23 protein-coding genes and 1 pseudogene are annotated in these 25,750 nt (G+C 72.7%); 17 read left to right on the forward strand and 7 right to left on the reverse strand.

Features of this window, described 5'->3' with window-relative positions:
* Window positions 1–70: 70 nt before the first annotated feature.
* A complete protein-coding gene (locus tag ACWGKT_RS07280) occupies window positions 71–745 on the forward strand; it encodes a DUF3043 domain-containing protein (protein WP_453272891.1) in 675 nt (224 codons plus the stop codon).
* A gap of 83 nt (window positions 746–828) precedes the next feature.
* The gene (locus ACWGKT_RS07285; RefSeq protein ID WP_453272892.1) at window positions 829–1,530 is read left to right on the forward strand and encodes a class I SAM-dependent methyltransferase; all 702 of its coding nucleotides are present in this window, start codon (window positions 829–831) and stop codon (window positions 1,528–1,530) included.
* 73 nt (window positions 1,531–1,603) lie between these two features.
* Here the strand turns inward: ACWGKT_RS07285 and ACWGKT_RS07290 are convergent, their stop codons facing one another.
* Window positions 1,604–1,816 (reverse strand): hypothetical protein, encoded by a 213-nt coding sequence (locus tag ACWGKT_RS07290; protein ID WP_235454781.1) that lies wholly within the window; start codon window positions 1,814–1,816, stop codon window positions 1,604–1,606.
* Window positions 1,817–1,929: 113 nt separating this feature from the next.
* Between ACWGKT_RS07290 and ACWGKT_RS07295 the strand changes: the two genes are divergently transcribed.
* Window positions 1,930–3,138, forward strand: coding sequence for a bifunctional adenosylcobinamide kinase/adenosylcobinamide-phosphate guanylyltransferase (locus ACWGKT_RS07295; RefSeq protein ID WP_453272831.1), 1,209 nt, complete (start codon window positions 1,930–1,932; stop codon window positions 3,136–3,138).
* 33 nt (window positions 3,139–3,171) lie between these two features.
* Here the strand turns inward: ACWGKT_RS07295 and ACWGKT_RS07300 are convergent, their stop codons facing one another.
* A complete protein-coding gene (locus tag ACWGKT_RS07300; RefSeq protein WP_453272832.1) occupies window positions 3,172–4,182 on the reverse strand; it encodes a class I SAM-dependent methyltransferase in 1,011 nt (336 codons plus the stop codon).
* Window positions 4,183–4,315: 133 nt separating this feature from the next.
* Between ACWGKT_RS07300 and cobT the strand changes: the two genes are divergently transcribed.
* From cobT to ACWGKT_RS07315, 3 genes and pseudogenes are all read left to right on the forward strand, one after another.
* Complete coding sequence (gene cobT, locus ACWGKT_RS07305; RefSeq protein ID WP_356141855.1) at window positions 4,316–5,428, forward strand: nicotinate-nucleotide--dimethylbenzimidazole phosphoribosyltransferase; 1,113 nt, start codon at window positions 4,316–4,318, stop codon at window positions 5,426–5,428.
* A 135-nt stretch (window positions 5,429–5,563) separates the two neighbouring features.
* The gene (locus ACWGKT_RS07310) at window positions 5,564–7,363 is read left to right on the forward strand and encodes a phosphatidylglycerol lysyltransferase domain-containing protein (protein ID WP_453272833.1); all 1,800 of its coding nucleotides are present in this window, start codon (window positions 5,564–5,566) and stop codon (window positions 7,361–7,363) included.
* Window positions 7,360–8,010, forward strand: a pseudogene (locus ACWGKT_RS07315) (hypothetical protein); the annotation flags it as partial. The gene ACWGKT_RS07310 and the pseudogene ACWGKT_RS07315, both read left to right, overlap by 4 nt.
* A gap of 137 nt (window positions 8,011–8,147) precedes the next feature.
* Here the strand turns inward: ACWGKT_RS07315 and ACWGKT_RS07320 are convergent.
* Window positions 8,148–8,912: a hypothetical protein gene (locus ACWGKT_RS07320; protein WP_356141851.1), complete on the reverse strand. Its 765-nt coding sequence runs from the start codon at window positions 8,910–8,912 to the stop codon at window positions 8,148–8,150.
* Between the two features lie 72 nt (window positions 8,913–8,984).
* Here ACWGKT_RS07320 and ACWGKT_RS07325 point away from each other — a divergent pair, with 72 nt between their 5' ends.
* The 5 genes from ACWGKT_RS07325 (at window position 8,985) to sucB (ending at window position 15,330) form a co-directional block, all read left to right on the forward strand.
* Entirely contained in the window at window positions 8,985–9,779 is a 795-nt protein-coding gene (locus ACWGKT_RS07325) for an adenosylcobinamide-GDP ribazoletransferase (protein WP_453272834.1), read from the forward strand.
* Window positions 9,780–9,824: 45 nt separating this feature from the next.
* Window positions 9,825–10,430, forward strand: a complete 606-nt coding sequence (locus tag ACWGKT_RS07330) for an RDD family protein (RefSeq protein ID WP_453272835.1) — start codon at window positions 9,825–9,827, stop codon at window positions 10,428–10,430.
* A gap of 237 nt (window positions 10,431–10,667) precedes the next feature.
* Window positions 10,668–12,194, forward strand: coding sequence for a leucyl aminopeptidase (locus ACWGKT_RS07335; protein ID WP_453272836.1), 1,527 nt, complete (start codon window positions 10,668–10,670; stop codon window positions 12,192–12,194).
* 284 nt (window positions 12,195–12,478) lie between these two features.
* The gene (gene lpdA, locus ACWGKT_RS07340) at window positions 12,479–13,867 is read left to right on the forward strand and encodes a dihydrolipoyl dehydrogenase (protein WP_235454790.1); all 1,389 of its coding nucleotides are present in this window, start codon (window positions 12,479–12,481) and stop codon (window positions 13,865–13,867) included.
* A gap of 62 nt (window positions 13,868–13,929) precedes the next feature.
* The gene (gene sucB, locus ACWGKT_RS07345) at window positions 13,930–15,330 is read left to right on the forward strand and encodes a 2-oxoglutarate dehydrogenase, E2 component, dihydrolipoamide succinyltransferase (RefSeq protein ID WP_453272837.1); all 1,401 of its coding nucleotides are present in this window, start codon (window positions 13,930–13,932) and stop codon (window positions 15,328–15,330) included.
* 60 nt (window positions 15,331–15,390) lie between these two features.
* Here sucB and ACWGKT_RS07350 read toward each other — a convergent pair whose 3' ends face one another.
* Entirely contained in the window at window positions 15,391–16,140 is a 750-nt protein-coding gene (locus ACWGKT_RS07350; RefSeq protein WP_453272838.1) for a hypothetical protein, read from the reverse strand.
* A gap of 292 nt (window positions 16,141–16,432) precedes the next feature.
* Between ACWGKT_RS07350 and ACWGKT_RS07355 the strand changes: the two genes are divergently transcribed.
* From ACWGKT_RS07355 to ACWGKT_RS07370, 4 genes are all read left to right on the forward strand, one after another.
* Complete coding sequence (locus ACWGKT_RS07355) at window positions 16,433–17,056, forward strand: GntR family transcriptional regulator (protein WP_356141840.1); 624 nt, start codon at window positions 16,433–16,435, stop codon at window positions 17,054–17,056.
* A 273-nt stretch (window positions 17,057–17,329) separates the two neighbouring features.
* Entirely contained in the window at window positions 17,330–20,032 is a 2,703-nt protein-coding gene (gene aceE / locus ACWGKT_RS07360) for a pyruvate dehydrogenase (acetyl-transferring), homodimeric type (RefSeq protein ID WP_453272839.1), read from the forward strand.
* 88 nt (window positions 20,033–20,120) lie between these two features.
* A complete protein-coding gene (locus ACWGKT_RS07365) occupies window positions 20,121–21,104 on the forward strand; it encodes a helix-turn-helix transcriptional regulator (protein WP_453272840.1) in 984 nt (327 codons plus the stop codon).
* Between the two features lie 56 nt (window positions 21,105–21,160).
* A complete protein-coding gene (locus tag ACWGKT_RS07370) occupies window positions 21,161–21,679 on the forward strand; it encodes a DUF4240 domain-containing protein (protein WP_235456421.1) in 519 nt (172 codons plus the stop codon).
* A gap of 3 nt (window positions 21,680–21,682) precedes the next feature.
* Here the strand turns inward: ACWGKT_RS07370 and ACWGKT_RS07375 are convergent, their stop codons facing one another.
* Together ACWGKT_RS07375 and ACWGKT_RS07380 are read right to left on the reverse strand one after the other, a co-directional pair.
* Window positions 21,683–21,814: a hypothetical protein gene (locus ACWGKT_RS07375; protein WP_453272841.1), complete on the reverse strand. Its 132-nt coding sequence runs from the start codon at window positions 21,812–21,814 to the stop codon at window positions 21,683–21,685.
* A 101-nt stretch (window positions 21,815–21,915) separates the two neighbouring features.
* Window positions 21,916–22,740 carry a peptidoglycan recognition protein family protein gene (locus ACWGKT_RS07380; protein WP_453272842.1) on the reverse strand — a complete coding sequence of 275 codons (825 nt, stop codon included), beginning with the start codon at window positions 22,738–22,740 and terminating at the stop codon, window positions 21,916–21,918.
* A 188-nt stretch (window positions 22,741–22,928) separates the two neighbouring features.
* On the opposite strand from ACWGKT_RS07380, the gene ACWGKT_RS07385 reads away from it, so the two are divergent.
* A complete protein-coding gene (locus ACWGKT_RS07385) occupies window positions 22,929–24,113 on the forward strand; it encodes a MarP family serine protease (protein WP_356141830.1) in 1,185 nt (394 codons plus the stop codon).
* Window positions 24,114–24,144: 31 nt separating this feature from the next.
* On the opposite strand, the gene ACWGKT_RS07390 is transcribed toward ACWGKT_RS07385, so the two are convergent.
* On the reverse strand, window positions 24,145–24,633 hold the full coding sequence (locus ACWGKT_RS07390) for an N-acetyltransferase family protein (protein WP_453272843.1): 489 nt from the start codon (window positions 24,631–24,633) through the stop codon (window positions 24,145–24,147).
* 37 nt (window positions 24,634–24,670) lie between these two features.
* Here ACWGKT_RS07390 and ACWGKT_RS07395 point away from each other — a divergent pair, with 37 nt between their 5' ends.
* A complete protein-coding gene (locus tag ACWGKT_RS07395; protein WP_453272844.1) occupies window positions 24,671–25,570 on the forward strand; it encodes a TIGR01777 family oxidoreductase in 900 nt (299 codons plus the stop codon).
* Window positions 25,571–25,750 lie beyond the last annotated feature (180 nt).

Here is a 25,750-nt window from a genome sequence, read left to right on the forward strand (position 1 = left end):
GGCGTAGGGAGTAGGTGACCCTCGGGGTGGCCACCGGGTGAACCGTCTGCAACGTCCCGTCTGTCCCGTACTGACGATCGGTGTTGCCGGATCGTTCCCCGCCGGGCTGGGGTCTACGCCCCGCCACCCCGTACCCTTGGGTTTTGTGTTTCGTAGCCGTGCCAAGGACGAGAAGGCCGCCCCCGCCGACAAGGCGCCGGTGACCGACTCCAAGCAGCCCCGTGACCCGCAGGCCCCGAAGGGTCGGCCCACGCCCAAGCGCAGTGAGGCCCAGTCCCAGCGCCGCAGCGTCGCCAGTACCCCGACGACCCGCAAGGACGCCGCCAAGCGGCAGCGCGATGAGCGCCGCCAGGCCCTGGACCGGCAGCGCCAGGCGCTGGCGGGCGGCGACGAGCGGTACCTGCCGGCCCGCGACAAGGGCCCGGTCCGCAAGTTCGCCCGCGACTGGGTCGACGCGCGCTTCAACGTGGCGGAGTTCTTCCTGCCGCTGGCCGTGGTCATCCTGGTGCTGAGCGTGGTGCAGGTGCCCGCGCTGCAGAACATCGCGCTGCTGCTGTGGCTGGTCGTGATCGTGCTGATCGTGCTCGACTCGATCCTGTCCGGGTTCCGGCTGAAGAAGCGGCTGGCGGAGCGCTTCCCCGACACGAACAAGCGGGGCGCGGTCGCCTACGCCCTGATGCGCTCCCTCCAGATGCGTCGGCTCCGGCTACCCAAGCCGCAGGTCAAGCGCGGAGAGCGGCCCTGAGCGCAGACTCTTTCTCGGGGGGCGCGGCACGCGTGTGGCTGAGCAGACTCGGCGGATTGCGTGATGTCGTACGCCAGGAGCTGGTGGCCCGGCAGCTCGACGAGCAGATAGCCGGGCGGTTCCCGGTCGGGCAGCGACTGCGGGTGCTCGACGTGGGGATGGGCCAGGGCACGCAGGCGCTGCGGCTGGCCCGGGCCGGCCATCAGGTGACCGGTGTCGAGCGGGACACCACGATGATCACGGCCGCGCGGGAGGCCCTGTCCGGTGAGCCGGAGGGGATCCGCGAGCGGATGCGGATCGTCGAGGGCGACGGGCGGGACACGGGCGTCCACTTCCTGCCGGGCAGCTTCGACGTGGTGCTGTGCCACGGCGTGCTCATGTACGTCGAGGATCCCGACGCGCTGCTGGCCGGGCTGGCCCGGATGCTGGCGCCCGGCGGGCTGCTGTCGCTGCTGGTGCGCAACGGGGACGCGCTGGCCGTCCGGCCGGGGCTGAGCGGGGACTGGGCGGGTGCGCTCGCGGCGTTCGACACGACCGCCTACCGCAACCGGCTGGGGCTCGACGTGCGGGCCGACCGGCTGGACACCCTGACGGCGGCGCTGGCCGGGATCGGGGCGCCGCTGCACGCCTGGTACGGGGTGCGGGTCTTCACCGACACGGCGGCGGACGGGGCGGAGATCCCGGCCGACGTGAACACCCTGCTGGCCGCGGAGGAGCGGGCGGGCCGGACGGATCCCTACCGGGGTGTGGCGGCGCTGCTGCACCTGTGCGGGGTACGGGGCTGACCGAGTCCGGCACCGGTGACGAGGGGCGGTTCGCGGTGACTGCGGCGACCGCCCCCCTGCCGCCTCGGCGCCTTTACGACTCGTCGGCGTGCAGGTTCATCGGGCCGTAGATCTCCGTGGCGTCCTCGAACAGCCGTACCTGGTCCGCGCCGCCTTCGAGCAGGGCCTTCCAGTGCTCACCGATCCACGATTCGGCATCCCCCTGCGTGGTGAACTCCTCCGGCTCCACCGCGGGCTGGACCTCCGTCCCGTCGGCCTTCTCGAACCGCCACGTCCATGCCGCCATGTACGCCTCCCTGGTCTGAGCACATGCGGAGCAGCAGCCGGATCTTGGTCCGGCTCCTGCCCGCAGCCTAGTCGGATGCGCAAGACCAGCGGCGACAGGCGAAAATCAGGTCCGTGGAAGTGACTTTGCTCGGCACCGGTGCCCCGGCGGGCCTGCCCCGCTCCGACTGCCCCTGCGCGGTGTGCGCGTCCGCGCTAGGGCCGGACGCGCGGGCGGCCACCGCGCTGCTGGTCGACGAGGCGCTGATGCTCGACCTGACGCCCGGCGCGGCGTTCGCGGCGGCACGGGCGGGGCACTCGCTGGGCGGTGTACGCCAGGTGCTGCTCTCGCATCCGCACGAGGGACCGGCCGTGGAGGTGCCGGCCGGCCTGCCGCAACCGGTACGGGTGCCGGACGGCCGGGAGTTGACGCTGCTGACGGGGCATCGGGTGCGCGCGCTGGCGATGGACGCGGGCGGCACCGGGTACGCGGTGACCGGGCCGGACGGGCAGCGGCTGCTGTATCTGCCGCCGGGGGGCGCGCCGGCCGGGTTGGAGGAGGGGTCGGTCTCCGCCGAGGTGTACGACATGGTGCTCGCGGACGTCGTGGGGCGCCCGGACGCGCTGGCCAGGCTGCGGGCGGTGGGCTCGGTCGGGCCGACGACGGACGTCGTCGCCGTGCACCTGGACCATGACGTGCCGCCGGGCCCGGAGCTGCGGCGACGGCTGGCCGCGGCGGGCGCGCGGGCGGTGCCGGACGGGACGACGCTGGTGGTGGGGGCGTACGAGGACGTTCCGGACGTGCCGCGCCGCACGCTGGTGCTGGGCGGTGCCCGGTCGGGGAAGTCCGTGGAGGCCGAGCGCCGGCTGGAGTCGTTCCCGGACGTGCTGTACGTGGCGACGGGCGGTTCGCGCAACGGGGACACGGAGTGGGCGGCACGGGTGGCCGCGCACCGGGACCGGCGGCCGGGCTCGTGGCGTACGACAGAGACGTGCGACCTCGTGCCCCTGCTGGCGCAGGACGGTCCGCCGCTGCTGATCGACTGTCTGTCGCTGTGGCTGACGGCCGCGATGGACTCCGTCGGGGCGTGGGACGACGCGGAGTGGGCGGCCGGCGGGGAGCGCGCCCTGCGCGAGCGGGTACGGGAGTTGACGACGGCGGTGCGCGCCACCCGGCGGACCGTCGTCGCCGTGTCCAACGAGGTGGGGTCGGGGATCGTGCCCGCCACGGCGTCCGGGCGGCGCTACCGCGACGAACTGGGGCGGCTGAACGCGGCGTTCGCGACCGAGTGCGAGCAGGTGCTCCTGGTCGTCGCGGGCCAGGCCCTGGTGCTGCGCGGGTGAGGGCCGTGCGCGTGGGGGCGGCGTGGGTGAGGGCTACGCCCCCGGCCCGGTGTCCTTGCGGGCGATGACGCGGTAGGCGTTGGAGAAGCGGGTGCGGCGGAGCAGCGGGGCCAGGGCGTGGTCCAGGACCGTGGCCGCGGCCACCAGCGGGGTGGTCACCCGCAGCCATCTCTTGGGCAGGAGGTGGGCGAGGGCCAGGGAGAGGGCGATTGACAGGTCGTAGGGCAGGTGGGCGGCTCTGCGGTCGGTCGCGACGACGGCGCAGCCCTGGGCCTCCAGCTCCGCGCGGAGGTTGTCCAGGGGCAGCAGGTGCAGGTGGCGGGGTCCGCCGCCGGGGAGCCACCACTTGCCCAGCAGTACGGCGAACGCGCTGTGTGGGTCGGAGACTTCGACGAGGAGATGGCCGCCGGGGCGCAGGGCGGTCAGGGCGGCGCGGAGTTCGGCGCGCGGGTCGGGGGTGTGTTCCAGGTGGTGGAACATGCTGACCACGTCGTAGCGGGAGCGCAGGCGGGCGAGGACCTCGGGGGTGGTGAGGTGGCCCAGGTGGGCCTCCTCGACATGGCCGGCCGCGCGGGCCCGCTCGACGCGCTCGGTGGGGTCCAGGCCGTCGAACGCGGTGTACGGGAACAGTTCCTTGGCCGTCTCCGGGAAGTGGGCGTGGCCCGTGCCGACGTCCAGCCAGCTCTCCGGCTCACGGCTCTCCGGATCGGGCAGGGTCAGCACCGCGCGGGCGGCGGCCCGGTGGTGCCGGCGGCGGGTGCGGGCGGCGGGGATCCGTTCGGTGAAGTCCGCGGTGCCTTCGACGGTCCCCTCGTAGAAGGCCCGGTGATGGAAGGCGAGTCCCTCCGCGGTCAGCCGGGGGTTCTGGAAGGCGTGGGCGCAGTCCCGGCATTCGTCGACGACGAAGGTGCCGGAGCCGTACCGCAGGGTGCCGGGCGCGCGCAGCCGGGTGCGCAGGCTCGTCGAGCCGCACCAGGGGCAGTCCTCGCGGCGCGGTTCGTGGAATCCGTCGGTGGACTGCGGGGTGGGGGGCGAGGACTGCATGGGCGGCTCCCTGTACGACAATCCGCTGCAAAACGGAACGTATGGGATCCGGATCTTGGGTGCAAAGACATCGTGGTGGTGTGGTGGCGATGTGGCGCGGAACCCCTCGTTCGCTGCCGGTACTGTTCGGCGAATGAGCTCCCTTAATCTCGACGACTTCACCGATCTGATCGAGCGCCCGGACGGGGGCGTGCGCCGTGACGCCGAGGCACACCGGGAACGTCTGCTCGTGCCGCCCGGGTCCCTGGGGCGCCTCGACGAGCTGGGTGAGTGGCTGGCCGCCGCGCAGGGGGCCGTACCGGTCCGGACGGTCGACCGGCCGCGGGTGGTGCTCTTCGCCGGTGACCACGGGATCGCCGAACTGGGCGTCTCGGCCCGGCCCGCGGGCAGCGCGGTGACGCTGGTGCGGTCGGTGCTGGAGGGCGGCAGCCCGGTCGCGGTGCTGGCGCGCCGGTTCGGGGTGCCGGTGCGGGTCGTGGACATGGCGCTGGACTGCGAGCCGGACGCGTTGCCGGCGGAGGTCGTACGGCACCGGGTGCGGCGCGGCAGCGGTCGTATCGACATCGAGGACGCGCTGACCCAGCAGGAGGCCGAGGCGGCCTTCCTTGCGGGGGTCGCGGTGGCCGACGAGGAGGCCGACTCCGGTACGGATCTGGTGGTGCTCGGCGATGTGAGCGTGGGCGGGACCACGGCGGCGGCCGTGCTCGTGGCGGCGCTGTGCGGGACGGACGCATCGGTGGTGACCGGGCGGGGCGGGCTCGCGATCGACGACCTCACCTGGATGCGCAAGTGCGCGGCCGTGCGGGACGCGCTGCGGCGGGCGCGGCCGGTGCTCGGGGACCAGTTGTTGCTGCTGGCGACCGTGGGCGGCGCCGACCTCGCGGCGATGACCGGGTTCCTGCTGCAGGCCGCGGTGCGGAAGCTGCCGGTGATCCTGGACGGGGTGGTGGCGTCCGCGTGCGCGCTGGTCGGACAGCGCATCGCGTTCCGGGCGCCGGACTGGTGGCTGGCCGGGCACAACAGCGGGGAGCCGGGGCAGGCGAAGGCGCTGGACCGCATGGCCCTCGAACCGCTCCTGGACCAGGGCGTCACCGTCGGCGAGGCCGCGGGCGCGCTCCTCGCCCTGCCCCTGGTGCAGTCCGCGGCCGCACTGGCCGCGGAGCTTCCCGAGCGGGAGCCGACCGAGAAGCCCGAGACGTCAGAGCTGTCGGAGACGTCAAAGACTCCGGAGGCCGAGGAGGACTAGCGGGCCGGCGGCAACGGCACGGCAGCCCGCGGGTTCGGCTTCAGGATCGGGCTTGGGCTTGGGCTCGGGCTCGGGGAAACTTGTCGCCGCCCGAAGACGTGGTTCGCCGGGTATCCACACATATCATCCTCCTCTATGGGAGATGCCCGAATTGCCGCGGAGCAGGAAGCCAACCCGGGGCGCCCGGGTGACATGGTGCGCGCCGGTGGTGCGGCCTCCTCGTGGGGGGCCGCCTTCGCCGTCTGGTACCTGCGGGCCGTCGCCTTCATCAACTTCCTCAGCGCGGTGTGGGTCTCCCTGGGGCAGGACGTACGGCGGCACAACCACGAGAACTTCTTCACGCCCTACCTGCTGACCGCCGGCTTCGCCTCCGGCGTGTTCACCGCCTTCCTCGCGATCACCATGCGCCGCCGCAAGCGTGCCGCGTGGATCCTGAACCTCGTGCTGAGCGGCCTGTTCCTGGCCCTGTTCGCGCTCGCCATGGCGTTCCCGGAGATCAGGCAGTACGCGCAGAACTGGATCTCCCTGGGCCTGACGGCCGCCTTCGTCGCCGCGCTGCTCGTCGGCCGCCGGCAGTTCTACGCCAAGGGCGACCGGGCCAACCCCAAACTCGCCGCCACCGTCGCGATCGGCGGCGGCCTCGTCGCCTCCCTGCTGGCCGCCCTCCTGGTGACGGCCACCGACCGGGCCCCGGACGCCGCCGCCCACTCGACGTTCCTGGAGCGCTGGCACTACGGCACGCTGCGGCTGATCTCGGTCTCCGCCGACGAGTCCCGCTTCCCCGGGATCTCCACCCCGAACTGGGTCAACGTCGTCATCAACGTGCTCAGCACGGCCCTCGTCCTCGCCGTCCTGTACGCCGCCTTCCGCTCCCGGCGCGCCGTCGACGCGCTCACCGAGGACGACGAGAAGCGGCTGCGGGCGCTGCTCGACCGCAACGGCGAGCGGGACTCGCTCGGCTACTTCGCGCTGCGCCGGGAGAAGAGCGTCGTGTGGTCGCCGACCGGGAAGGCGGCGGTGGCCTACCGGGTCGTGGGCGGGGTGTCCCTGGCCTCGGGGGACCCGCTCGGCGACCCGGAGGCCTGGCCCGGGGCGATCGTGCCGTGGCTCGCCGAGGCACGGGCGCATGCCTGGATCCCGGCCGTGATGGGCGCGAGCGAGGAGGCCGGGACCGTGTACGCGCGGCACGGCCTGGACGCCCTCGAACTCGGCGACGAGGCGATCGTGGACGTCGCCGAGTTCACCCTGGAGGGACGGGCGATGCGCACCGTCCGGCAGGCCTACAACCGGGTCAAGCGAGCCGGCTACGAGGTGCGGATCCGGCGGCACGCGGACATCCCGGCGGACGAGATGGCGTACCTGATCGAGCGCGCGGACGACTGGCGCGACGGGGCCACCGAGCGCGGGTTCAGCATGGCGCTGGGCCGGCTCGGCGATCCGGACGACGGGCAGTGCGTGATGCTGGAGTGCACGGACGCGAGCGGCCGGCTCAGGGCGCTGCTGTCCTTCGTGCCGTGGGGACCGCACGGCCTGTCCCTGGACCTCATGCGCCGCGACCGGGATTCGGACAACGGCCTGATGGAGTTCATGGTCATCGAACTCCTGCGCCGCGCCGGCGAGATCAAGATCACTCAGGTCTCCCTCAACTTCGCCATGTTCCGCTCCGTCTTCGAACGCGGCGCACGTCTCGGCGCCGGGCCGGTGCTGAGGCTGTGGCGCTCCCTGCTCAGCTTCTTCTCACGCTGGTGGCAGATCGAGTCGCTGTACCGCGCCAACGCCAAGTACCGGCCCATCTGGGAGCCGCGGTTCCTGCTCTTCGAGAAGAGCGCGGACCTGCCGCGCATCGGACTCGCGTCGGCCCGCGCGGAGGGGTTCCTGGAGGCGCCGGGGCTGCCCAAGTGGCTGCACCGCAAGCACCTGGAGACACACAGATGAACTCGCTCGCCCGCTGGGCCCGCGCCGAATGGGGACTGCTTCACGTCACCGTGCGCGAGCCGCTGCTGAAGCGGCACCTGCGGGCGATCCCGATGACGGGCGGGGCGGTGTGCCTGACGGCGCTGCTGCACTTCACGCAGAGCCGGCCGTGGGGGTACCGGTTCATAACGGACGTGGGCACGGTCAGGGCCGAGGACCCGCTGTGGTCGGCCCTCCTGCGCACCCCGCTGTCCCTGTTCGTCCCGGCGCTCGACCTGCCGGTGTGGGGCGCGCTCGCCCAGATCCTGTTCGTGTTCGGGATCGCCGAGCTCTGCCTGGGCCGGCGGCGGACCCTGGCCGTCGCGTACGTCGCGACGCTCGCCGGCACGCTCTACGCCCGCGCAGGCATCGCGCTGGGCCCGGACGCCCCGCTCGGCCTGCCGGCCTCGGACGCGCGGGTCGTGGACACCGGTCCGTCGGCCGCCGTGGTGGGCCTCGCCGTGTATGTCGGCTGGCGGTACGGGGCGTACGTCACCGCCGGTGCGGTGGTGGCGGCGATGGTGGTCGAGGTGCTGATCAAGGAGAACCTCGCCGGCAAGGAGCATCTGGCGGCCATCGCGGGCGTGACGGCGCTGTGCGTGCTGCCGCCCGCGCTGTGGCAGCGGCGGCGTCAGTGGTCGCGGCGGTGGCGGTCGCGACTGCCGCGTCAACGGTGCAGGTCGCGGCTGCCGCGTCAACGGTGGCGGCGCCGTCGGTGGTGGCGGCCGCACCAGTGGCAGTGGTTCCGTCAGGTGCGGCGGCGCCGTCACCGGTGGCCGGGGAATCGGGCCGGGTCCGGGTCGGGACGGCCGCCGATCCAGTCCTGAAGGGCGCGGCTGCGGCCGACCCAGCGGCGGTCGTGCCGGTAGGCGCGCAGGACGGACCGGGCGCGGGCACGCGGGCGGTCGCGGTAGAAGCGCCGCGCCCAGGGGGAGCCGGGCAGGGCCAGCCGGACCATTCCCACGAGGGCGATCACGGGGACGACGATTCCGAAGAGCGCCGTGCGGACCTTGCCCTTGCTCAGCGCGATCAGCGAGAAGAAGAAGTTCGCCGCGATGGTCAGGACGACGGTGCCGCGGTCCTGGAGCTCGTCCTGGGTGAGGTCGTTGACGCCGAACGGCAGGAACCCGGCGAGCAGCAGTGCGACGAGGGCGGCGGTGACGACGACGACCTCGACGCTCTTGCGGCCCTCCTCGGTCCAGTAGACGTCGTCGAGGTGCAGGATCAGCGCGAACTCGTCCAGCACCAGGCCCGCGCCGATGCCGAAGACGACGGCGGACAGGGCCATGCCGAACCCGTTCCGGTCGCTGGCGACGGCGCCGAAGCCGCCGGCGACGATGAGGACGACACCGGGCACGACGTGGTGGATGTGCAGCCCGCCCGCCTTGACGTTGCCGAACGGGCCCCGGCCCGCCCGGATCAGACGCGTGATCACACGGGTGATCACGAAGGTCAGGACGAACGCGGCGAGGGCGAGGAGCAGCGGGAGTTTGCCGGGTTCGACGATGTTCCGGTCCAGCCAGTGCCCCATGTGCGCACTTTAGCCCTGAGCATCCTTTGTTCAGCTGAACATCCCCGCCCGACCGCCCGGTAACCTGCGCCGGTGTCCGATACCGCGCCGCCCGCGCCCCTCGACGGCCTCCGCTTCGCCTTCGGCACCCTGACCGTGCTGCCGGTCACGGTGCGCCGCTGGGACCGTCGGGCCGCGCGCCCCGGGATGCTGAGCGCCCCGCTGGTCGGGCTGGTCGTCGGCGGCTGCGCCGCGGTGCCGGGCCTGCTGGCGCTGCTCCTGGACGCGGGTCCGCTGCTCGCCGCCGTCGCCACCGTCGCCGTACCCGCCGTGCTGACCCGGGGTCTGCACCTCGACGGGCTCGCCGACACCGCGGACGGGCTCGGCAGCGGGAAGCCCGCCGAGGACGCGCTGCGCATCATGAAGCAGTCGGACATCGGGCCGTTCGGTGTGCTCACCCTCGTCCTCGTGCTCCTGGCCCAAGTGGCCGCGCTGGCCCGGATGTACGACGACTCCTGGGCCCGGGGCGCGCTCGCCGCCGTCGTCTCGGCGGTCGCGGCGCGGCTCGCGCTCACCCTGGCCGCCCGCACCGGGGTACCGGCCGCCCGGCCGGAGGGGCTGGGGGCGGCGGTCGCGGGCGTGGTCCCGGTGCCGGGCCTGCTGGCCGTGACGGCGCTCTGCGCGGCGGCGGTGGCGGCCGCGGGCCAACTCCTCGGCCCTTACGGCGGCCGCCACACCGTCCTCGCCCTCGCCGCGTCCCTCGCCGCAGCCGAACTCCTGCTCCGTCACTGCACCCGCCGCTTCGGCGGGATCACCGGCGACGTGTTCGGCGGCCTCGCGGAGACGGCCGCGACCACGGCGCTCGTGGCCCTGTCCTTCGGCGGCTAGGCTCTCCCGCCGACATGGACACATGAGTGTGATCGGGGGACTCCCATGCCGAAGCTGCGCCGTGCCGTGGCCTGGTTCATCGACTTCGGGCTGGTGGTCGCGGCGGCCTCGCTGCTCGCCGTGCTCACCTTCCACCGCATATCCGCGCTCGTCACCGACGTGCCGGACCTCGCGGCCCGCGGCGGGTTCGATCTGCTGACCTCGCGCGGCGACGTCGTCGACGCGTCGGCGGACCTCGGGCTGTCGCTGTGGAACAAGGCCGTCCTGTACGTGGAGGAGGCCTTCGCCGCGCTCGCCGTCGTCACCTTCCTCTACCAGTGGGCCTGTCTCGCCCTCGTCGGCAGCACCCTCGGCAAGGGCCTGCTCGGACTGCGCGTCACCCCGAGCCGGCCGCGCCGCGCCGCCCTGCGGGCCGCCGTCACCACCGCGGCCGACGTCGCCGTGTACGCGGTGGCCTGCGTGCTGCTGATCGAGGGCCACTTCGTGCTGTCGGTGCTGGTGTGGGCGCTGGCCGTGGTCCTGTTCCTCGTCAACGCGCTGCCGGTGCTCTCCCCCACCCGCCGCTCCCTCGCCGACCGGCTGGCGGGCACCTCGGTCACCGGCTTCGGCCTCGGCGCGGCGGAGGCCGAACCCGTGGCACGGACGTTCTGAAAAGTGACGAAGCGGGAGCCCGGGCGGTAAGTGGCGCAGGCGCCACGGCCGGGTGAACGGTATGCGGGCATGAGCGAACGCACACACACGCGTAGGCTCGTCCCGGGTGTTCGCCGACAGGGTGAAGGCCCCGGTTTCCTACGCGCCCCGGGCCGCGACCCAGGGTCGGCGCCGGGGCCCGGTCGACCCACCCGTTCGGCCACAGCAACTTCACATCGGAAGCGAGATTTCACCACAGTGACTGCTCTCACTCTCAGCACCGCCGCGGCGCCCGGCCTCCGGGCCGACGCGATCGTGATCGGTGTCGCCAAGGGCGCCAAGGGACCCGTCGTCGCGACGGGCGCCGAGGCCGTGGACAAGGCGTACGACGGCCGGCTCGCCGACGTCCTGGAGACCCTCGGTGCCTCCGGTGCCGAGGGCGAACTGACGAAGCTGCCCGCCCCGGCGGGCTTCAAGGCGCCGCTCGTGGTGGCGGTCGGCCTGGGCGCGCAGCCCGAGAAGAAGGCCTCCTTCGACGCCGAGGCGCTGCGCCGGGCCGCGGGTGTCGCCGCCCGCGCCCTGTCCGGCACCAAGAAGGCCGCCTTCGCGCTGCCCGTCGACGACGCCGACGCCGTCGGCGCGATCGGCGAGGGCGTGCTGCTCGGCGCGTACTCCTTCGACGCGTACAAGGAGAACGGCAAGGACCCGAAGGCGAAGAACGGCAAGGGCCCGCTCGCCGAGGCCGCGCTGCTCGGCGGCAAGCCCCGCGACGCCGCCCACAAGGCGGCCCTCGCGCGTGCCACCGCGGTCTCCGAGGAGCTCAACCGCGCCCGCGACCTGATCAACATGCCGCCGAACGACCTGACCCCGGCGGCGTTCGCCGCCGTCGCGCAGGACGCGGCGAAGGAGCACGGCCTCAAGGTCCAGGTGCTCGACGAGAAGGCCCTGACCAAGGGCGGCTACGGCGGCATCCTGGGCGTCGGCGGCGGCTCGGCGGCGGCCCCGCGCCTGGTGAAGCTGTCGTACACGAACTCGAAGGCGAAGAAGCACCTGGCCTTCGTCGGCAAGGGCATCACCTACGACTCGGGCGGCATCTCGCTGAAGCCCGCCGGTCACAACGAGACGATGAAGTGCGACATGAGCGGCGCCGCCGCGGTGTTCGCCGCCGTCGTCGCGGCCGCCCGCCTCGGTCTTGAGGTCAATGTCACCGGCTGGCTGGCGCTGGCCGAGAACATGCCGTCGGGCACCGCGGTCCGCCCGGGTGACGTGCTGCGCATGTACAGCGGCAAGACCGTCGAGGTGCTCAACACGGACGCCGAGGGCCGGCTCGTCCTGGCCGACGCGCTGTGGGCGGCGTCGGCGGAGAAGCCGGACGCGATCGTCGACGTGGCGACGCTGACCGGCGCGATGATGATGGCGCTCGGCAGCCGGCTGTTCGGGATCATGGCCAACGACGACACCTTCCGCTCCACCGTGCACGAGGCGGCGGAGGAGGTCGGCGAGCCGGCCTGGCCGATGCCGCTGCCGGAGCACCTGCGCAAGGGCATGGACTCCCCCACCGCGGACATCGCGAACATGGGCGAGCGGGCGGGCGGCGGCCTGGTCGCCGGTCTCTTCCTGCGCGAGTTCGTCGGCGACGGGATCACCTGGGCGCACCTCGACATCGCCGGGCCCGCCTTCAACGAGCAGGGGCCCTTCGGGTACACGCCCAAGGGAGGCACGGGTTCCGCTGTGCGCACGCTGGTGCGGGTCGCCGAGCGGGCGGCCGACGGCGACCTCGGGTGACGTTCGCCTAGCGGCGCGGACCGTTCCGTCGTAGGGCGGCCGCGGGGGCGTGGGGGCTGGTCGCGCAGTTCCCCGCGCCCCTCAGGGGGCTGCCCTCGAACGTGTCACGGGGGAACGTGGGCTGTCTCACACCACAGCCCCGCGTCTCGAACTCAAGCGACAAGTGCGAAGATGGAGCCCGGCAGGACAGGGCCCCCACCACAGGGCCGAAGAAGAGCGGCCGGACACCAGCCGCCGACCGGTCGTCGAAGACCGGCGTGGCGCACATGCATGGAGGACGTGACGTGGCGAACGACGCCAGCACCGTTTTCGACCTAGTGATCCTCGGCGGTGGTAGCGGTGGTTACGCCGCGGCCCTGCGCGGGGCTCAGCTGGGCCTGGACGTCGCCCTGATCGAGAAGGACAAGGTCGGCGGCACCTGCCTGCACCGGGGATGCATCCCCACCAAGGCCCTGCTGCACGCGGGCGAGATCGCCGACCAGGCCCGCGAGAGCGAGCAGTTCGGCGTCAAGGCCACCTTCGAGGGCATCGACGTCCCCGCCGTCCACAAGTACAAGGACGGCGTCATCTCCGGCCTGTACAAGGGCCTGCAGGGACTCATCGCCTCCCGCAAGGTGACCTACATCGAGGGTGAGGGCCGTCTGTCCTCCCCGACCTCCGTCGACGTGAACGGCCGCCGCGTCCAGGGCCGCCACGTGCTCCTCGCGACCGGCTCCGTGCCGAAGTCGCTGCCGGGTCTGGTCATCGACGGCGACCGGATCATCTCCTCCGACCACGCCCTGGTCCTGGACCGCGTACCGAAGTCCGCGATCATCCTGGGCGGCGGTGTCATCGGCGTCGAGTTCGCCTCGGCGTGGAAGTCCTTCGGCTCGGACGTCACCGTCGTCGAGGGCCTCAAGCACCTCGTCCCGGTCGAGGACGAGAACTCCTCCAAGCTTCTTGAGCGCGCCTTCCGCAAGCGCGGCATCAAGTTCAACCTGGGCACCTTCTTCTCGAAGGCCGAGTACACCCAGGACGGTGTCAAGGTCACCCTCGCCGACGGCAAGGAGTTCGAGGCGGAGGTCCTCCTCGTCGCCGTGGGTCGTGGCCCGGTCTCCCAGGGCCTGGGCTACGAGGAGCAGGGCGTCGCCATGGACCGCGGTTACGTCCTGGTCGACGAGTACATGCGGACGAACGTCCCGACCATCTCCGCCGTCGGTGACCTGGTCCCGACGCTCCAGCTCGCGCACGTCGGCTTCGCCGAGGGCATCCTGGTGGCGGAGCGTCTGGCCGGTCTGAAGACGGTTCCGATCGACTACGACGGTGTCCCGCGGGTGACGTACTGCCACCCGGAGGTCGCCTCCGTCGGTATCACCGAGGCCAAGGCCAAGGAGATCTACGGCGCGGACAAGGTCGTCGCTCTCAAGTACAACCTGGCGGGCAACGGCAAGAGCAAGATCCTGAACACCGCGGGCGAGATCAAGCTCGTCCAGGTCAAGGACGGTGCCGTGGTCGGCGTCCACATGGTCGGCGACCGCATGGGCGAGCAGGTCGGCGAGGCTCAGCTGATCTACAACTGGGAGGCCCTGCCGGCCGAGGTGGCGCAGCTCATCCACGCCCACCCGACGCAGAACGAGGCGCTCGGCGAGGCGCACCTGGCCCTGGCCGGCAAGCCGCTGCACTCCCACGACTGACGCCTTCAGTTTTCGGGCGCGACGACACAGACTTCCGCAATTCGTAAGGAGCAACCGAAACCATGGCGGTTTCCGTAACCCTTCCGGCGCTCGGTGAGAGCGTCACCGAGGGCACTGTCACCCGCTGGCTGAAGGCCGAGGGCGAGCGCGTCGAGGCCGACGAGCCGCTGCTGGAGGTGTCGACCGACAAGGTCGACACCGAGATCCCGGCGCCCGCCTCCGGCGTGCTCCTGGAGATCGTGGTCGGCGAGGACGAGACCGCCGAGGTCGGCGCCAAGCTTGCCGTCATCGGCGCCCCGGGTGTGGCTCCGGCCGCTGCCCCGGCCCCCGCCGCTCCGGCCCCGGCGCCCGCCGCCGCTGCCCCGGCTCCGGCTCCGGCCGCCCCCGTGGCTCCGGCTCCGGCCGCCCCCGTGGCTCCGGCCGCCCCGGCTCCGGCTCCGGCCGCTCCGGCGCCCGCGCCCGCCCCGGTCGCCGCCGCCCCGGCTCCGGTCACCCCGGCCCCGGCCGCTCCGGCCGCCGCGCAGGCCACGGACGAGGGCGCCTACGTCACCCCGCTGGTGCGCAAGCTCGCCGCCGAGAACGGCGTCGACCTGGCCACCGTCAAGGGCACCGGCGTCGGCGGCCGCATCCGCAAGCAGGACGTCCTCGCCGCCGCCGAGGCCGCGAAGGCCGCCGCCGCTGCCCCGGCTCCGGCCGCCGCTGCCGCGCCGGCCAAGAAGGCCCCGGCCCTTGAGGTCTCCCCGCTGCGCGGCCAGACCGTCAAGATGCCGCGCATCCGCAAGGTCATCGGCGACAACATGGTCAAGGCGCTGCACGAGCAGGCCCAGCTGTCGTCGGTCGTCGAGGTCGACGTCACGCGCCTGATGCGCCTGCGCGCCCAGGCCAAGGACTCGTTCGCCGCGCGCGAGGGCGTCAAGCTCTCGCCGATGCCGTTCTTCGTGAAGGCGGCGGCCCAGGCGCTGAAGGCCCACCCGGTCATCAACGCCAAGATCAACGAGGCCGAGGGCACGATCACCTACTTCGACTCCGAGAACGTCGGAATCGCGGTGGACTCCGAGAAGGGCCTGATGACCCCGGTCATCAAGCACGCGGGCGACCTGAACATCGCCGGCATCGCCAAGGCCACGGCGGAGCTCGCGGGCAAGGTCCGCGCCAACAAGATCACGCCCGACGAGCTGTCCGGCGCGACCTTCACCATCTCCAACACGGGTTCGCGCGGCGCGCTCTTCGACACGATCATCGTGCCGCCGGGCCAGGTCGCGATCCTCGGCATCGGTGCCACGGTCAAGCGCCCGGCGGTCATCGAGACCGAGGAGGGCACGGTCATCGGCGTCCGCGACATGACCTACCTGACCCTCTCCTACGACCACCGTCTGGTGGACGGCGCCGACGCGGCCCGTTACCTGACCGCGGTCAAGGCGATCCTGGAGGCGGGCGAGTTCGAGGTCGAGCTCGGCCTGTAGGCCTTCGTCGTTGCCCTGCGGTGCCCCGCCCGGAGCCTCTCCGGGCGGGGCACCGTCGTATCACCTGCGGGTCAGCCTCCCGTCGGACCAGGTGACCAGCGTCTCCACCCACACGTTGGGGATGTACAGGCGGGGCGCGGGGGTCAGGTCCTCGGTGCGGTACGCCTTCAGGACGTCGTACGTGGCGTCGAGGCAGTCCCGCGAGGTGAGCTCGCCGGTCCGCGGATCGACGCCGACGAGGAAGCCGCGCCCCTCGACGGTGCGGATCATCCTCCGGGCCGCGCGCACGTCGCTCGTCGAGGACGACGTGCAGCGATAACGGCTGTACGGGTGCGTGGACTTGCCGGGGATGGGGGTCCCCCCTGTTCGAGCGGAGCCGAGAGCTTGGGGGAAGGCGTCGCGGGCCATGTCGTCGAGCATGCGGTCGTACGACCCCCGCGCGTGCCAGGCACCGATGTCGCCGCCGGGCGGGGTGTACAGCTTGTTGGTGGGGTTCTCGACCGCGCCGTACTCCCAGCGCTTCGTGCCGGCGATGCGGAAGCCCCAGCCGACGTGGCCGAACTTCTGGGCGCCGTCCGGCTTCACGAAGACGCAGGCGCCGCCGGGTCCGGCGGGCTGTCCCCGGCCCGCCGTCAGGACGGTGCCGGCCCCGGCGCCCGCCGCCTTGGTCTTCACCTTCTTGGTCTTGCCGTGCCGGGGCCGGTCCGTGCCCGACCCCGTGGGTCCGCACGCCGTGATCCCCATGACCGCCGCCAGTGCGGCCGCCGTGACCGCGCAGCCGAGCCGTGCGGCCCGCCCTCGGATGCCCATCGCTTCCCCCAGTCGTGCCGAGGGGGTACCCCTGCCGGAAACCCCTCTGCCGACCGCGACACGCGTCGGCCGTCGGGGGTTCTGTCCGTGAGTACTCGGTGACACGGTGGTGACGGCTCCGCTGCCGGTCCGGCACGGGGCTTTACGGAACAAGCCGCCCCGAGAAGCGTGTAAGTCTCGTCTCACCTGCGGGTAAGCGCCCGCGTGCGCCCCTCCCGAAACGCGCTCCGGCCTTATTGTCTAAACGTCAAACGCCCTCGGGGGCCTGTGGCCCCTCCGTGAAGGAGCCCTCATGACCGCGCCCGTCGTCCACTCGCTGCGCGAGCAGATCCGCGAGCACATCGTGGAGGGAATCGTCAGCGGGCGCTGGAAGCCGGGCGAGCGGATCGTGGAGCGGCGGATCGCGACCGAGCTGGAGGTCAGCCAGACACCGGTGCGGGAGGCGCTGCGCGAGCTGGAGTCGCTGCGGCTGATCGAGTCCGCGCCGAACAAGGGCGTACGGGTGCGGAACCTCACGGCGGCCGACCTGGAGGAGAGCTACCCCGTGCGGGCCGGTCTGGAGGCCATCGCGGCGGAGCTGGCGGCGGAGCGGCTGGCGCAGGACTGCTCGGCGCTGGAGCCGCATGTCGCCGCGCTCTACGAGGCCGACCGCTTGGCCGACGGCACGGCGCAGGTGCGGCACACGGTGGCCTTCCACCGCGAGCTGGTCCGGGCGGCGGGGAACTCGGTGCTGCTGCACACCTGGGAGGGGCTGGGCATCGAGGTGTTCACGGCCCTGTCGATCCGGTGGCTGGGGACGGTGCAGCAGTCGTACGCGGAGGAGCACGAGGAACTGGTCGCCGCGTTCAAGCGACGGGATCCGCGCATCGCCGACCTGGTGAAGTCCCACGTCCTGGGCTGCGCGCCGCGGGCCTGAGGAACACGCGAGCGCTCCCCCGCTCAAACGCTGCCTCACCTGCGAAAACCCTGCCCAAAAGCGTCACCCGGTGCCACGACCCAAGGCACCCCGTGCCGACTTTCTCGGAATCGAGAGGTTTTGGGCCTGAAACCTTTGATCGATCATCGATCAGGGAGTTACAGTCGCCGACGGGCTTCCACCCGAGCCCTCTGCCCTGTCCTGCCAAAGACCAAGGGCAACCCCGAACCCTTACCGATGAGGGAACCCCCTTCGACTGAGGAAGGCGGCGACATGACCGACCCCCAGGCCATCCAGCCGAGCGCGCTCGACCAGCTCCCGGACCGCGACCCGGAGGAGACCGCCGAATGGCAGGCCTCCCTGGACGCCGTCGCGAGGGAGGCCGGGCCGCACCGTGCCGCGTACCTGATGCGCCGCACGCTGGAGCGCGCCGAGGAGGGCGGCATCGCGCTGCCGAAGCTGCTGGAGACGGACTACGTCAACACCATCCCGACCGCCGCCGAGCCGATCGTGCCCGGTGACGAGGAGATGGAGCGGAAGATCACCGCGTGGAACCGCTGGAACGCGGCCGCGATGGTCACCCGCGGCAGCAAGTACGGCGTCGGCGGCCACATCGCCACCTTCGCCTCCGCGGCCTGGCTCTACGAGACCGGCTTCAACCACTTCTTCCGGGGCAAGGAGGGCGACGGCTCCGGCGACCAGCTCTACATCCAGGGCCACGCGTCGCCCGGCATCTACGCCCGCGCCTACCTCGACGGCCGCCTGGACGAGCGGCACCTGGACAACTTCCGCCAGGAGTCGGGCGGCAACGGACTCCCGTCGTACCCGCACCCGCGGCGCCTGCCCTGGCTGTGGGAGTTCCCGACGGTCTCCATGGGCCTCGGCCCCCTGTCCGCGATCTACCAGGCGCGCTTCAACCGCTACCTGACCAACCGCGGCATCAAGGACCTCTCCGCCTCCCACGTGTGGGCCTTCCTCGGCGACGGCGAGATGGACGAGCCCGAGTCCACGGCGGCACTCGCGCTGGCGAGCCGCGAGGGCCTGGACAACCTGACCTTCGTCATCAACTGCAACCTGCAGCGCCTCGACGGCCCGGTCCGCGCCAACTTCAAGATCGTGCAGGAGCTGGAGGCCCAGTTCCGCGGCGCCGGCTGGAACGTCGTCAAGAGCCTGTGGGGCAACGCCTGGGACGAGCTGTTCGCGCTCGACACCACCGGCGCGCTCGTACGCCGACTGCGCGAGGTACCGGACGCCCAGGTCCAGACGTACCAGACCCGCGACGCCGCCTACATCCGCCAGGACTTCTTCGGCAAGGACCCGGCGCTCGTCGAGCTGGCGAAGCTGCTGAGCGACGACAAGATCCTGGAGTGCTTCCACCTCTCGCGCGGTGGTCACGAGGCGCGCAAGGTGTACGCCGCCTACAAGGCCGCCGTCGAGCACAAGGGCGCGCCGACCGTGATCCTCGCCCAGACGGTCAAGGGCTTCACGCTCGGCCAGGGCTTCGCGTCGAAGAACGCCAACCACCAGATGAAGAAGCTGACGGTGGACGAGTTCAAGACGATGCGCGACCTGCTGGAGCTGCCGATCCCGGACAGCGCCTTCGCCGACGGCCAGGTGCCCTACGGCCACCCGGGCGCCGACTCCCCCGAGGTCCGGTACCTCCAGGAGCGCCGCGCGGCGCTCGGCGGCCCGGCCCCGGCCCGCCGCACGCAGCCGCCGGCCCCGCTGCCGACCCCCTCCGAGAAGGCGTTCGCCTCCTTCGACAAGGGCTCCGGCTCGCAGAACGTGGCCACCACCATGGCCTTCGTCCGCCTGATCAAGGACCTGGTCCGCGACAAGGAGACGGGCAAGCGCTGGGTGCCGATCGTCCCCGACGAGGCGCGCACCTTCGGCATGGAGTCGCTCTTCCCGTCCCTGGGCATCTACTCGCCCAAGGGCCAGACGTACGAGCCGGTCGACCGCGACCAGCTGATGTACTACAAGGAGGCCAAGAACGGCCAGATCCTCAACGAGGGGATCACCGAGGCCGGTTCGATGGCCGACTTCATCGCCGCGTCGACCGCGTACGCCACGCACGGCGAAGCGATGATCCCGTTCTACATCTTCTACTCGATGTTCGGCTGGCAGCGCACGGCCGACCAGATGTGGCAGCTCGCCGACCAGCTCGGCCGCGGCTTCCTCGTCGGCGCCACGGCGGGCCGTACGACGCTGACGGGCGAGGGCCTGCAGCACGCCGACGGCCACTCGCCGGTGATCGCCGCGACAAACCCGGCCGCGCTGACGTACGACCCGGCGTTCGCCTACGAGATCGCGACGATCGTCAAGGACGGTCTGCGCCGTATGTACGGCGAGGCGGCACCGGGCGAGGACCCGAACGTCTTCTACTACCTCACCGTCTACAACGAGCCGCTGCCGCAGCCGGCGAAGCCGGCCGGCCCCGGTGTCGACGAGGGCATCGTCAAGGGCCTGTACCGCTTCAACACGGCGGAGTCGGCGGGCCTGTCCCCCGCGGCCAACTCCCCGCGCATCCAGCTCCTCGGCTCCGGCACGGCCATCCACTGGGCCCTTGAGGCGCAGAAGCTGCTCGCCGAGGAGTGGGGCGTGGCGGCCGACGTGTGGTCGGCGACGTCCTGGACGGAGCTGCGCCGGGACGCCCTGGAGGCGGACGCGGCCCTGCTGCGCGGCGAGGAGCGCGTCCCGTACGTCCAGCAGGCCCTGCAGGGCGCCGAGGGCCCGGTGCTCGCGGTCTCCGACTACATGCGCCAGGTCCCGGACCAGATCGCGCAGTGGGTCGAGCAGGACTACTCCTCGCTGGGCGCCGACGGCTTCGGCCTGTCGGACACCCGTGAGGCGGCCCGCCGCCACTTCGGTGTCGACGCCCAGTCCGTCGTCGTCGCGGCCCTGGCCCAGCTGGCCCGGCGCGGCGAGGTCAAGGCGACGTCGGTGAAGGAAGCGCGCGACAAGTACGGCCTGTAACGCGGATCGAAGGGGCCGGCAGCCATGGGCTGCCGACCCCTTCGGCATGAGTGGCTCCCTTTGCCGGCGGCCCCGGCATCATGGCTCCATGCGCGCGGCTCGTCTCATCAAGATGGTGCTCCTCCTGCAGAACCGGGTCTCCATGACCGGCGGCGAGCTCGCCCGTGAGCTGGAGGTGTCGGAGCGGACGGTGGCCCGGGACGCGCAGGCGCTGTCGGAGGCGGGCGTGCCGGTGTACGCGGACCGGGGGCGGGCCGGGGGCTACCGGCTGATCGGCGGGTACCGGACGCGGCTGACGGGGCTGGCGCGCGGCGAGGCCGAGGCGCTGTTCCTCAGCGGAGTGCCGGGCGCGCTGCGCGAGATGGGCCTGGAGGACGCGGCCTCGGCCGCCCGGCTGAAGGTGTCGGCGGCCCTGCTGCCCTCCCTCGGCGACGCCTCCCGCACCGCGGCGCAGCGCTTCCATCTGGACGCGCCCGCCTGGTTCCGGGAGCCCAAGGCACCGGTGCTGCTGCCCGCGATCGCCGACGCGGTGTGGGACGACCGCCGCGTCACCGCCCGCTACCGGCGCGGGGAGAAGGAGGTCGAGCGGGACATCGAGCCGTACGGGCTCGTGCTGAAGGCCGGCGTCTGGTACCTGTGCGCGCGGGTCGCGGACAAGGAGGCGTTCCGCACGTACCGGATCGAGCGATTCACCTCCGTCGACCCCTCCGGCACCCGCTTCGACCGCGACGAGGACTTCGACCTGCCCGGCTTCTGGGCCCGGCAGGCCGATCGGTTCGCCCGGTCGATCCTGCGGGCCGAGGTCGTCGTCCGGCTGTCCGCCGAGGGCGTGCGCAGGCTGCCGTACGCCGTCGATCCCGTCTCCGCGCGCGAGGCACTGGCGGGCGCGGCCGGGGCCGAGGACGACGGGTGGGTGAGAGTGACCGTGCCGGTGGAGTCCGAAGAGGTCGCGCACACCCAGCTCACCGCGCTCGGCCCGGAGGTGGAGGTGCTGGCCCCCACGAACCTGCGTGAGCGGTTCGCCCGGGACGCCGCCCGGATCGCCGCACTCTACGGCCGCGAGCGCCGATAACAATCCGCCGCACTCCACGTGCGCCCCACCCGCTCAGGCCCGATGCTGGACGCGTGATGGACGAGACGGAGTTCTGGGACCTGGTGGACGCCACGCGCGAGGCCGCCGAGGGTGATCCGGAGGACCAGGCCGACCTGCTCGTGGAGCGGCTCCTGCAGCTGGACCCGGAGATGGTCCTGGACTTCGCCCGTCACTTCGAGGCCCGCTACAACCGCGCCTACCGCTGGGACCTGTGGGGCGCCGCCTGGGTGCTGCTCGACGGGGCCAGCGACGACGCGTTCGACTTCTTCCGGTGCTGGCTGATCGGGCAGGGCCGGGAGGCCTTCGAGGGCGCCGTGCACGACCCGGACTCGCTGGCCGATCTGCTGGACGACTTCGACGAGGAGATCGACGGCGACGGCGAGGAGCTCGGCTACGCGGCGGACGAGGCGTACGAGCAGCTCACCGGGACGGTCGCCCCGGACCTGGGCATCGCGCCCGCGCCCTCGGAACCGGAGGGCACCCCCCTCGACTTCGAGAACGAGCGGATCCTGGCCGAGCGCTACCCCAAGCTGTGGGACCGCTTCCGGGAGTGAGCCTCAGGGGGCCGTGCGCCGCCGGCCGGTGTCCGACGGGAGGTACGCCTGCGTCCGCTCGGCCCGTACCGCGTGGTGCAGGGGCGCCTGGTTGGCCTGGTCCAGGGCGGACGCGGTGACGGCGGCCGGACCCAAGACGACGGTGACGACGGTGACGACGGCGCAGAGAACCGGCGTGGGGCGCGGGGATCTGAGGGGGCTGCGGGGCGGCTGTGGCCTGGCTGTGGGCCGGGGGGTCACCGCCGCCCTTGGAGGCGGGCCGCCGTCTGTCTGATGTCCGCGAGCCTGGCCGTCAGGGCCGCGCCGGGGCAGCTGGTCATGAAGCCGTCGTTGTGGCCGGCTAGGACGGGCAGGGCGGCGGTGGTACCGGCCGCGTAGCGGCTGTGGCCGTTGCTGGAGGTCAGTCGGGCGGTGCCGCGCGGGTCGACGTCGGCGAGGCCCAGCTTCCAGGCGGCGACGGCGGCGATGGCGTCGGTCATGGCGCGCGGCACGGGGACCCCGGCCGTGAAGGTGCCGATCGCGGCGATGCCCGCGGTGCGGTGGTTGAAGCCCTGGGTGTGGGCGCCGGTGACGGCGCGTTCGACGCCGCCCGCGCGGCCCTCGTAGATGGTGCCGCAGCGGTCGACGAGGAAGTTGTAGCCGATGTCGTCCCAGCTGCGGGCGCCGGTCTGGCCCGCGTACAGGTACCGGATGACGCGGGGCACGTCGGCGCAGGCGTAGCCGTTGGGCGAGTCGGTGTGGTGGACGAAGACCGCGACGACCTTGTCGTCGTAGCGCGGCGGCGGCTGGGCGTGGCTCGCGGTGGGTTCCAGCCAGACCGACCGGGGCACGATGCGGGGCTTGGGCGCGGGGTGCAGCGGCGCCGCCGGGCGGGCGTGCGCGGGCTGGGCGGGGCGCGCCTGGGCGACCGGCCGCTCGACGCCCCGGGCGCACAGGACCAGCGCGAGGACGGCGGCGAGGCCGGGCAGGCAGCCGAGCAGCACCAGGACGTGGCGGGGCAGGCGCACGGCGGACCGCCGCTCGGCCCACCACGCTCTTCGCAGGACACACGGGACACGCATGCGTTCCACTGTCGAGCCGGGCGGGGGCGCCCGCGATGTGCGCTGTGCCACCTGGCGGAACCATCGTCCCGTTCCGCGACGTTTTCGTGGGTGGACGCACGTGTGACCGGCCCCGGAGGTCACGCGCGCGTTACTGATCACTGGGCCCGTCCCGCCCGTAAGTAGGGGTCAGAGAGAAAGGCGGCTCCGTGGATCTTCTCGACCTGCTGCTCGCGCTGGTGATCCTTGTCTACGCGGCGTCCGGATACCGGCGCGGACTGGTGGCCGGCTGTGTGTCGCTGGCCGGGTTCGTGGGCGGCGCGGTCGTCGGGGTGTGGATCCTGCCGTGGATCATGGACCTGGTCACCCGCGGGACGACGACGGCCACGGTGACCGCGGTGCTGACGGTGCTGGTCCCGGCGGTGCTGGGGCACGAGCTGGCGGGGCGGCTGGCGCTGCGGCTGCGCGGCGAGCTGGACCGGGGGGCGTTGCGGGTGGCCGACGGGATGGGCGGGGCGGCCGCCAACTCGATCGCCGTGCTGATCGTGGCATGGGTGGCGGCGAGCGTGCTGGGCGCCTCCTCGTCCCCGGTGGTGACGACGGCGATCCGCGACTCGGCGTTGCTCGGCGCGGTGCAGGACGCGATGCCGGACACCACGCCCGCGTGGTTCTCGGGGGCCACGTCCGCGCTCACGGAGGCGGGCTTCCCGCAGGTCTTCAACCCGTTCGAGAACGAGTCGACCGCCGAGGTCGCCAAGCCCACCGGGGACAGTGTCACGCCCAGCGCCACGAACGCCGCCCGGCGCAGCACGGTGAAGATCGAGGGCGCCTCCGGTGACCAGGGCCGCGAGGGCAGCGGGTTCGTGTACGCGCCGCGGCATGTGATGACCAACGCGCACGTGGTGGCGGGCATCGACCGGCCGAGCGTGCGGATCGGCGGGGTCGGGCGGTCGTACGAGGCGCGGGTGGTGCTCTTCGACCCGGACAAGGACGTCGCGGTGCTCTACGTGCCCGAGCTGACCGCCCCGGTGCTGCGGTTCGACGACGGCGCGTCCCGCGGCGACTCGGCGGTCGTCGCGGGTTATCCGCAGGACGGCGACCTGAACCTGCAGGCGGCGACGGTCGCGAGCCGGGTGCGGGCGACGGGCCGGAACATCTACAACGACGAGACGGTCACCCGTGAGATCTACTCGATCCGCTCGACGGTCCGTCCCGGCAACTCCGGCGGCCCGCTGCTGACCGCCGACGGCCGGGTCTACGGCGTGGTCTTCGCCCGCTCCACCTCCGACGACGAGACGGGCTACGTCCTGACGGCCGACGAGGTGGCCTCCGCCGCCGAGCGCGCGGCGGACGCGACGGCGCCGGTGGACACCGGGGACCTGGTCACCTCGTAGGGCTCGGCGGGCCGGGCGGACGGCCCCTGCCTCAGACCGGGCGGCCCATGAACACGTCGTCGACGTACTTCCCGTCGAGGAGGAACTCCTCCGGCAGCAGCCCCTCGACGACGAACCCCTCGGACTCGTACAGCTTCCGGGCCGGGGCGTTGTGCCCGAGCACACGCAGCGTGATCCGGCGTGCGCCGCGCCGCCGGGTCTCCTCGACGGCGGCCCTGATCAGCGCGCGGCCGACGCCCCGCCCGCGCGCCTCCTCGGCGACGGCGAGCCCCTGGATCTGGCGGACGTGGACGTTCGCGGCGAGCGGGGTCGCGAAGCCCAGGCGGAGGTAGCCGACGATGCGCCGGTCGAGCTCGGCGACGAGGGTGTCGGCGGCGCTGTGGCGGTCGTCGAAGAAGGGGGCGTACGGCGGCTGCGGTGCGGGCACGACCGCGTGCAGGTGCGACCAGGTGGCCCGGTCCAGGACGCCCAACTCCTCGTCGTCGTCCGGCAGGGCGGTGCGTATGTACGGCTCCGGCATGAGGGCCACCCTAGACGCGAGGGGGCAGGATGGACGTATGGAACGTTCGCGAATCGCGGTGGCCGGCGCGTCCGGTCTCATCGGCAGTGCTCTGGTGCGGTCCCTGGCCGCGGACGGGCACGAGGTGGTGCGTCTGGTCCGGCATGGACAGCACGGCCCGGACGAGGTCTGCTGGGACCCCGAGGGGCAGTACGTGGACGCCGCCGGGCTCGTCGGCTGCGACGCCGTGGTCAACCTGGCGGGGGCCGGGGTGGGCGACCGGCGGTGGACGGACGCGTACAAGAAGCAGATCAGGGACAGTCGGGTGCTCGGCACGGCGGCGCTGGCGGAGGCCGTCGCCGCCCTGGAGGAGCCGCCGCGCGTCTTCGTGAACGGCAGCGCGATCGGCATCTACGGCGACACCGGGGACCGTGCCGTGGACGAGGAGACACCGCCCGGGGACGGTTTCCTGCCTTCCGTGTGCGTGGAGTGGGAGGAGGCCGCGGCGCCGGTGCAGGAGGCGGGCGTGCGGACGGTGTTCGTCCGCACCGGGCTGGTGGTGGCCCGGCAGGGCGGGGCCTGGGGCCGCTTGTTCCCGCTGTTCAGGGCCGGGCTCGGCGGACGGCTGGGGGACGGACGGCAGTACTGGTCGTACGTCGCGCTGCACGACGAGGTGGCGGCGATCCGCCATCTCCTGGAGACCGACGGCCTGTCCGGGCCGTTCAACGTGACCGCCCCGCAGCCCCTGACGAACCGTGAGATCACCGAGGCGATGGGCCGCGTGCTGAACCGCCCGACGCTCTTCTCCGTCCCGGCGCCGGTGCTGCGTACGGTCCTGGGCGAGATGGCCGGCGACGTCCTCGGCAGCCAACGGGTGCTGCCCACACGCCTGTTGGAGTCGGGGTTCACGTTCGCCTTCCCGACCGCGGAGGACGCGATCCGCGCGGCGCTGACCTAGCGGGCGCGGACGCGCGCGGTGCCACGGAGGGCGGTCACCGTACGCGTGACCGTATGCGACCGTCGTGCGACCGTGCTCTGTCCATGCGCGACTGTTCTTGACCGGTCACGCACCTAACCTCGACGCGAACTCGGGTATCCCTGGAGCCAGTTGGGGGCATGACGTCTCCACCGGCCGCGC

The sequence above is a fragment of the Streptomyces sp. NPDC054794 genome (genome assembly GCF_053611585.1).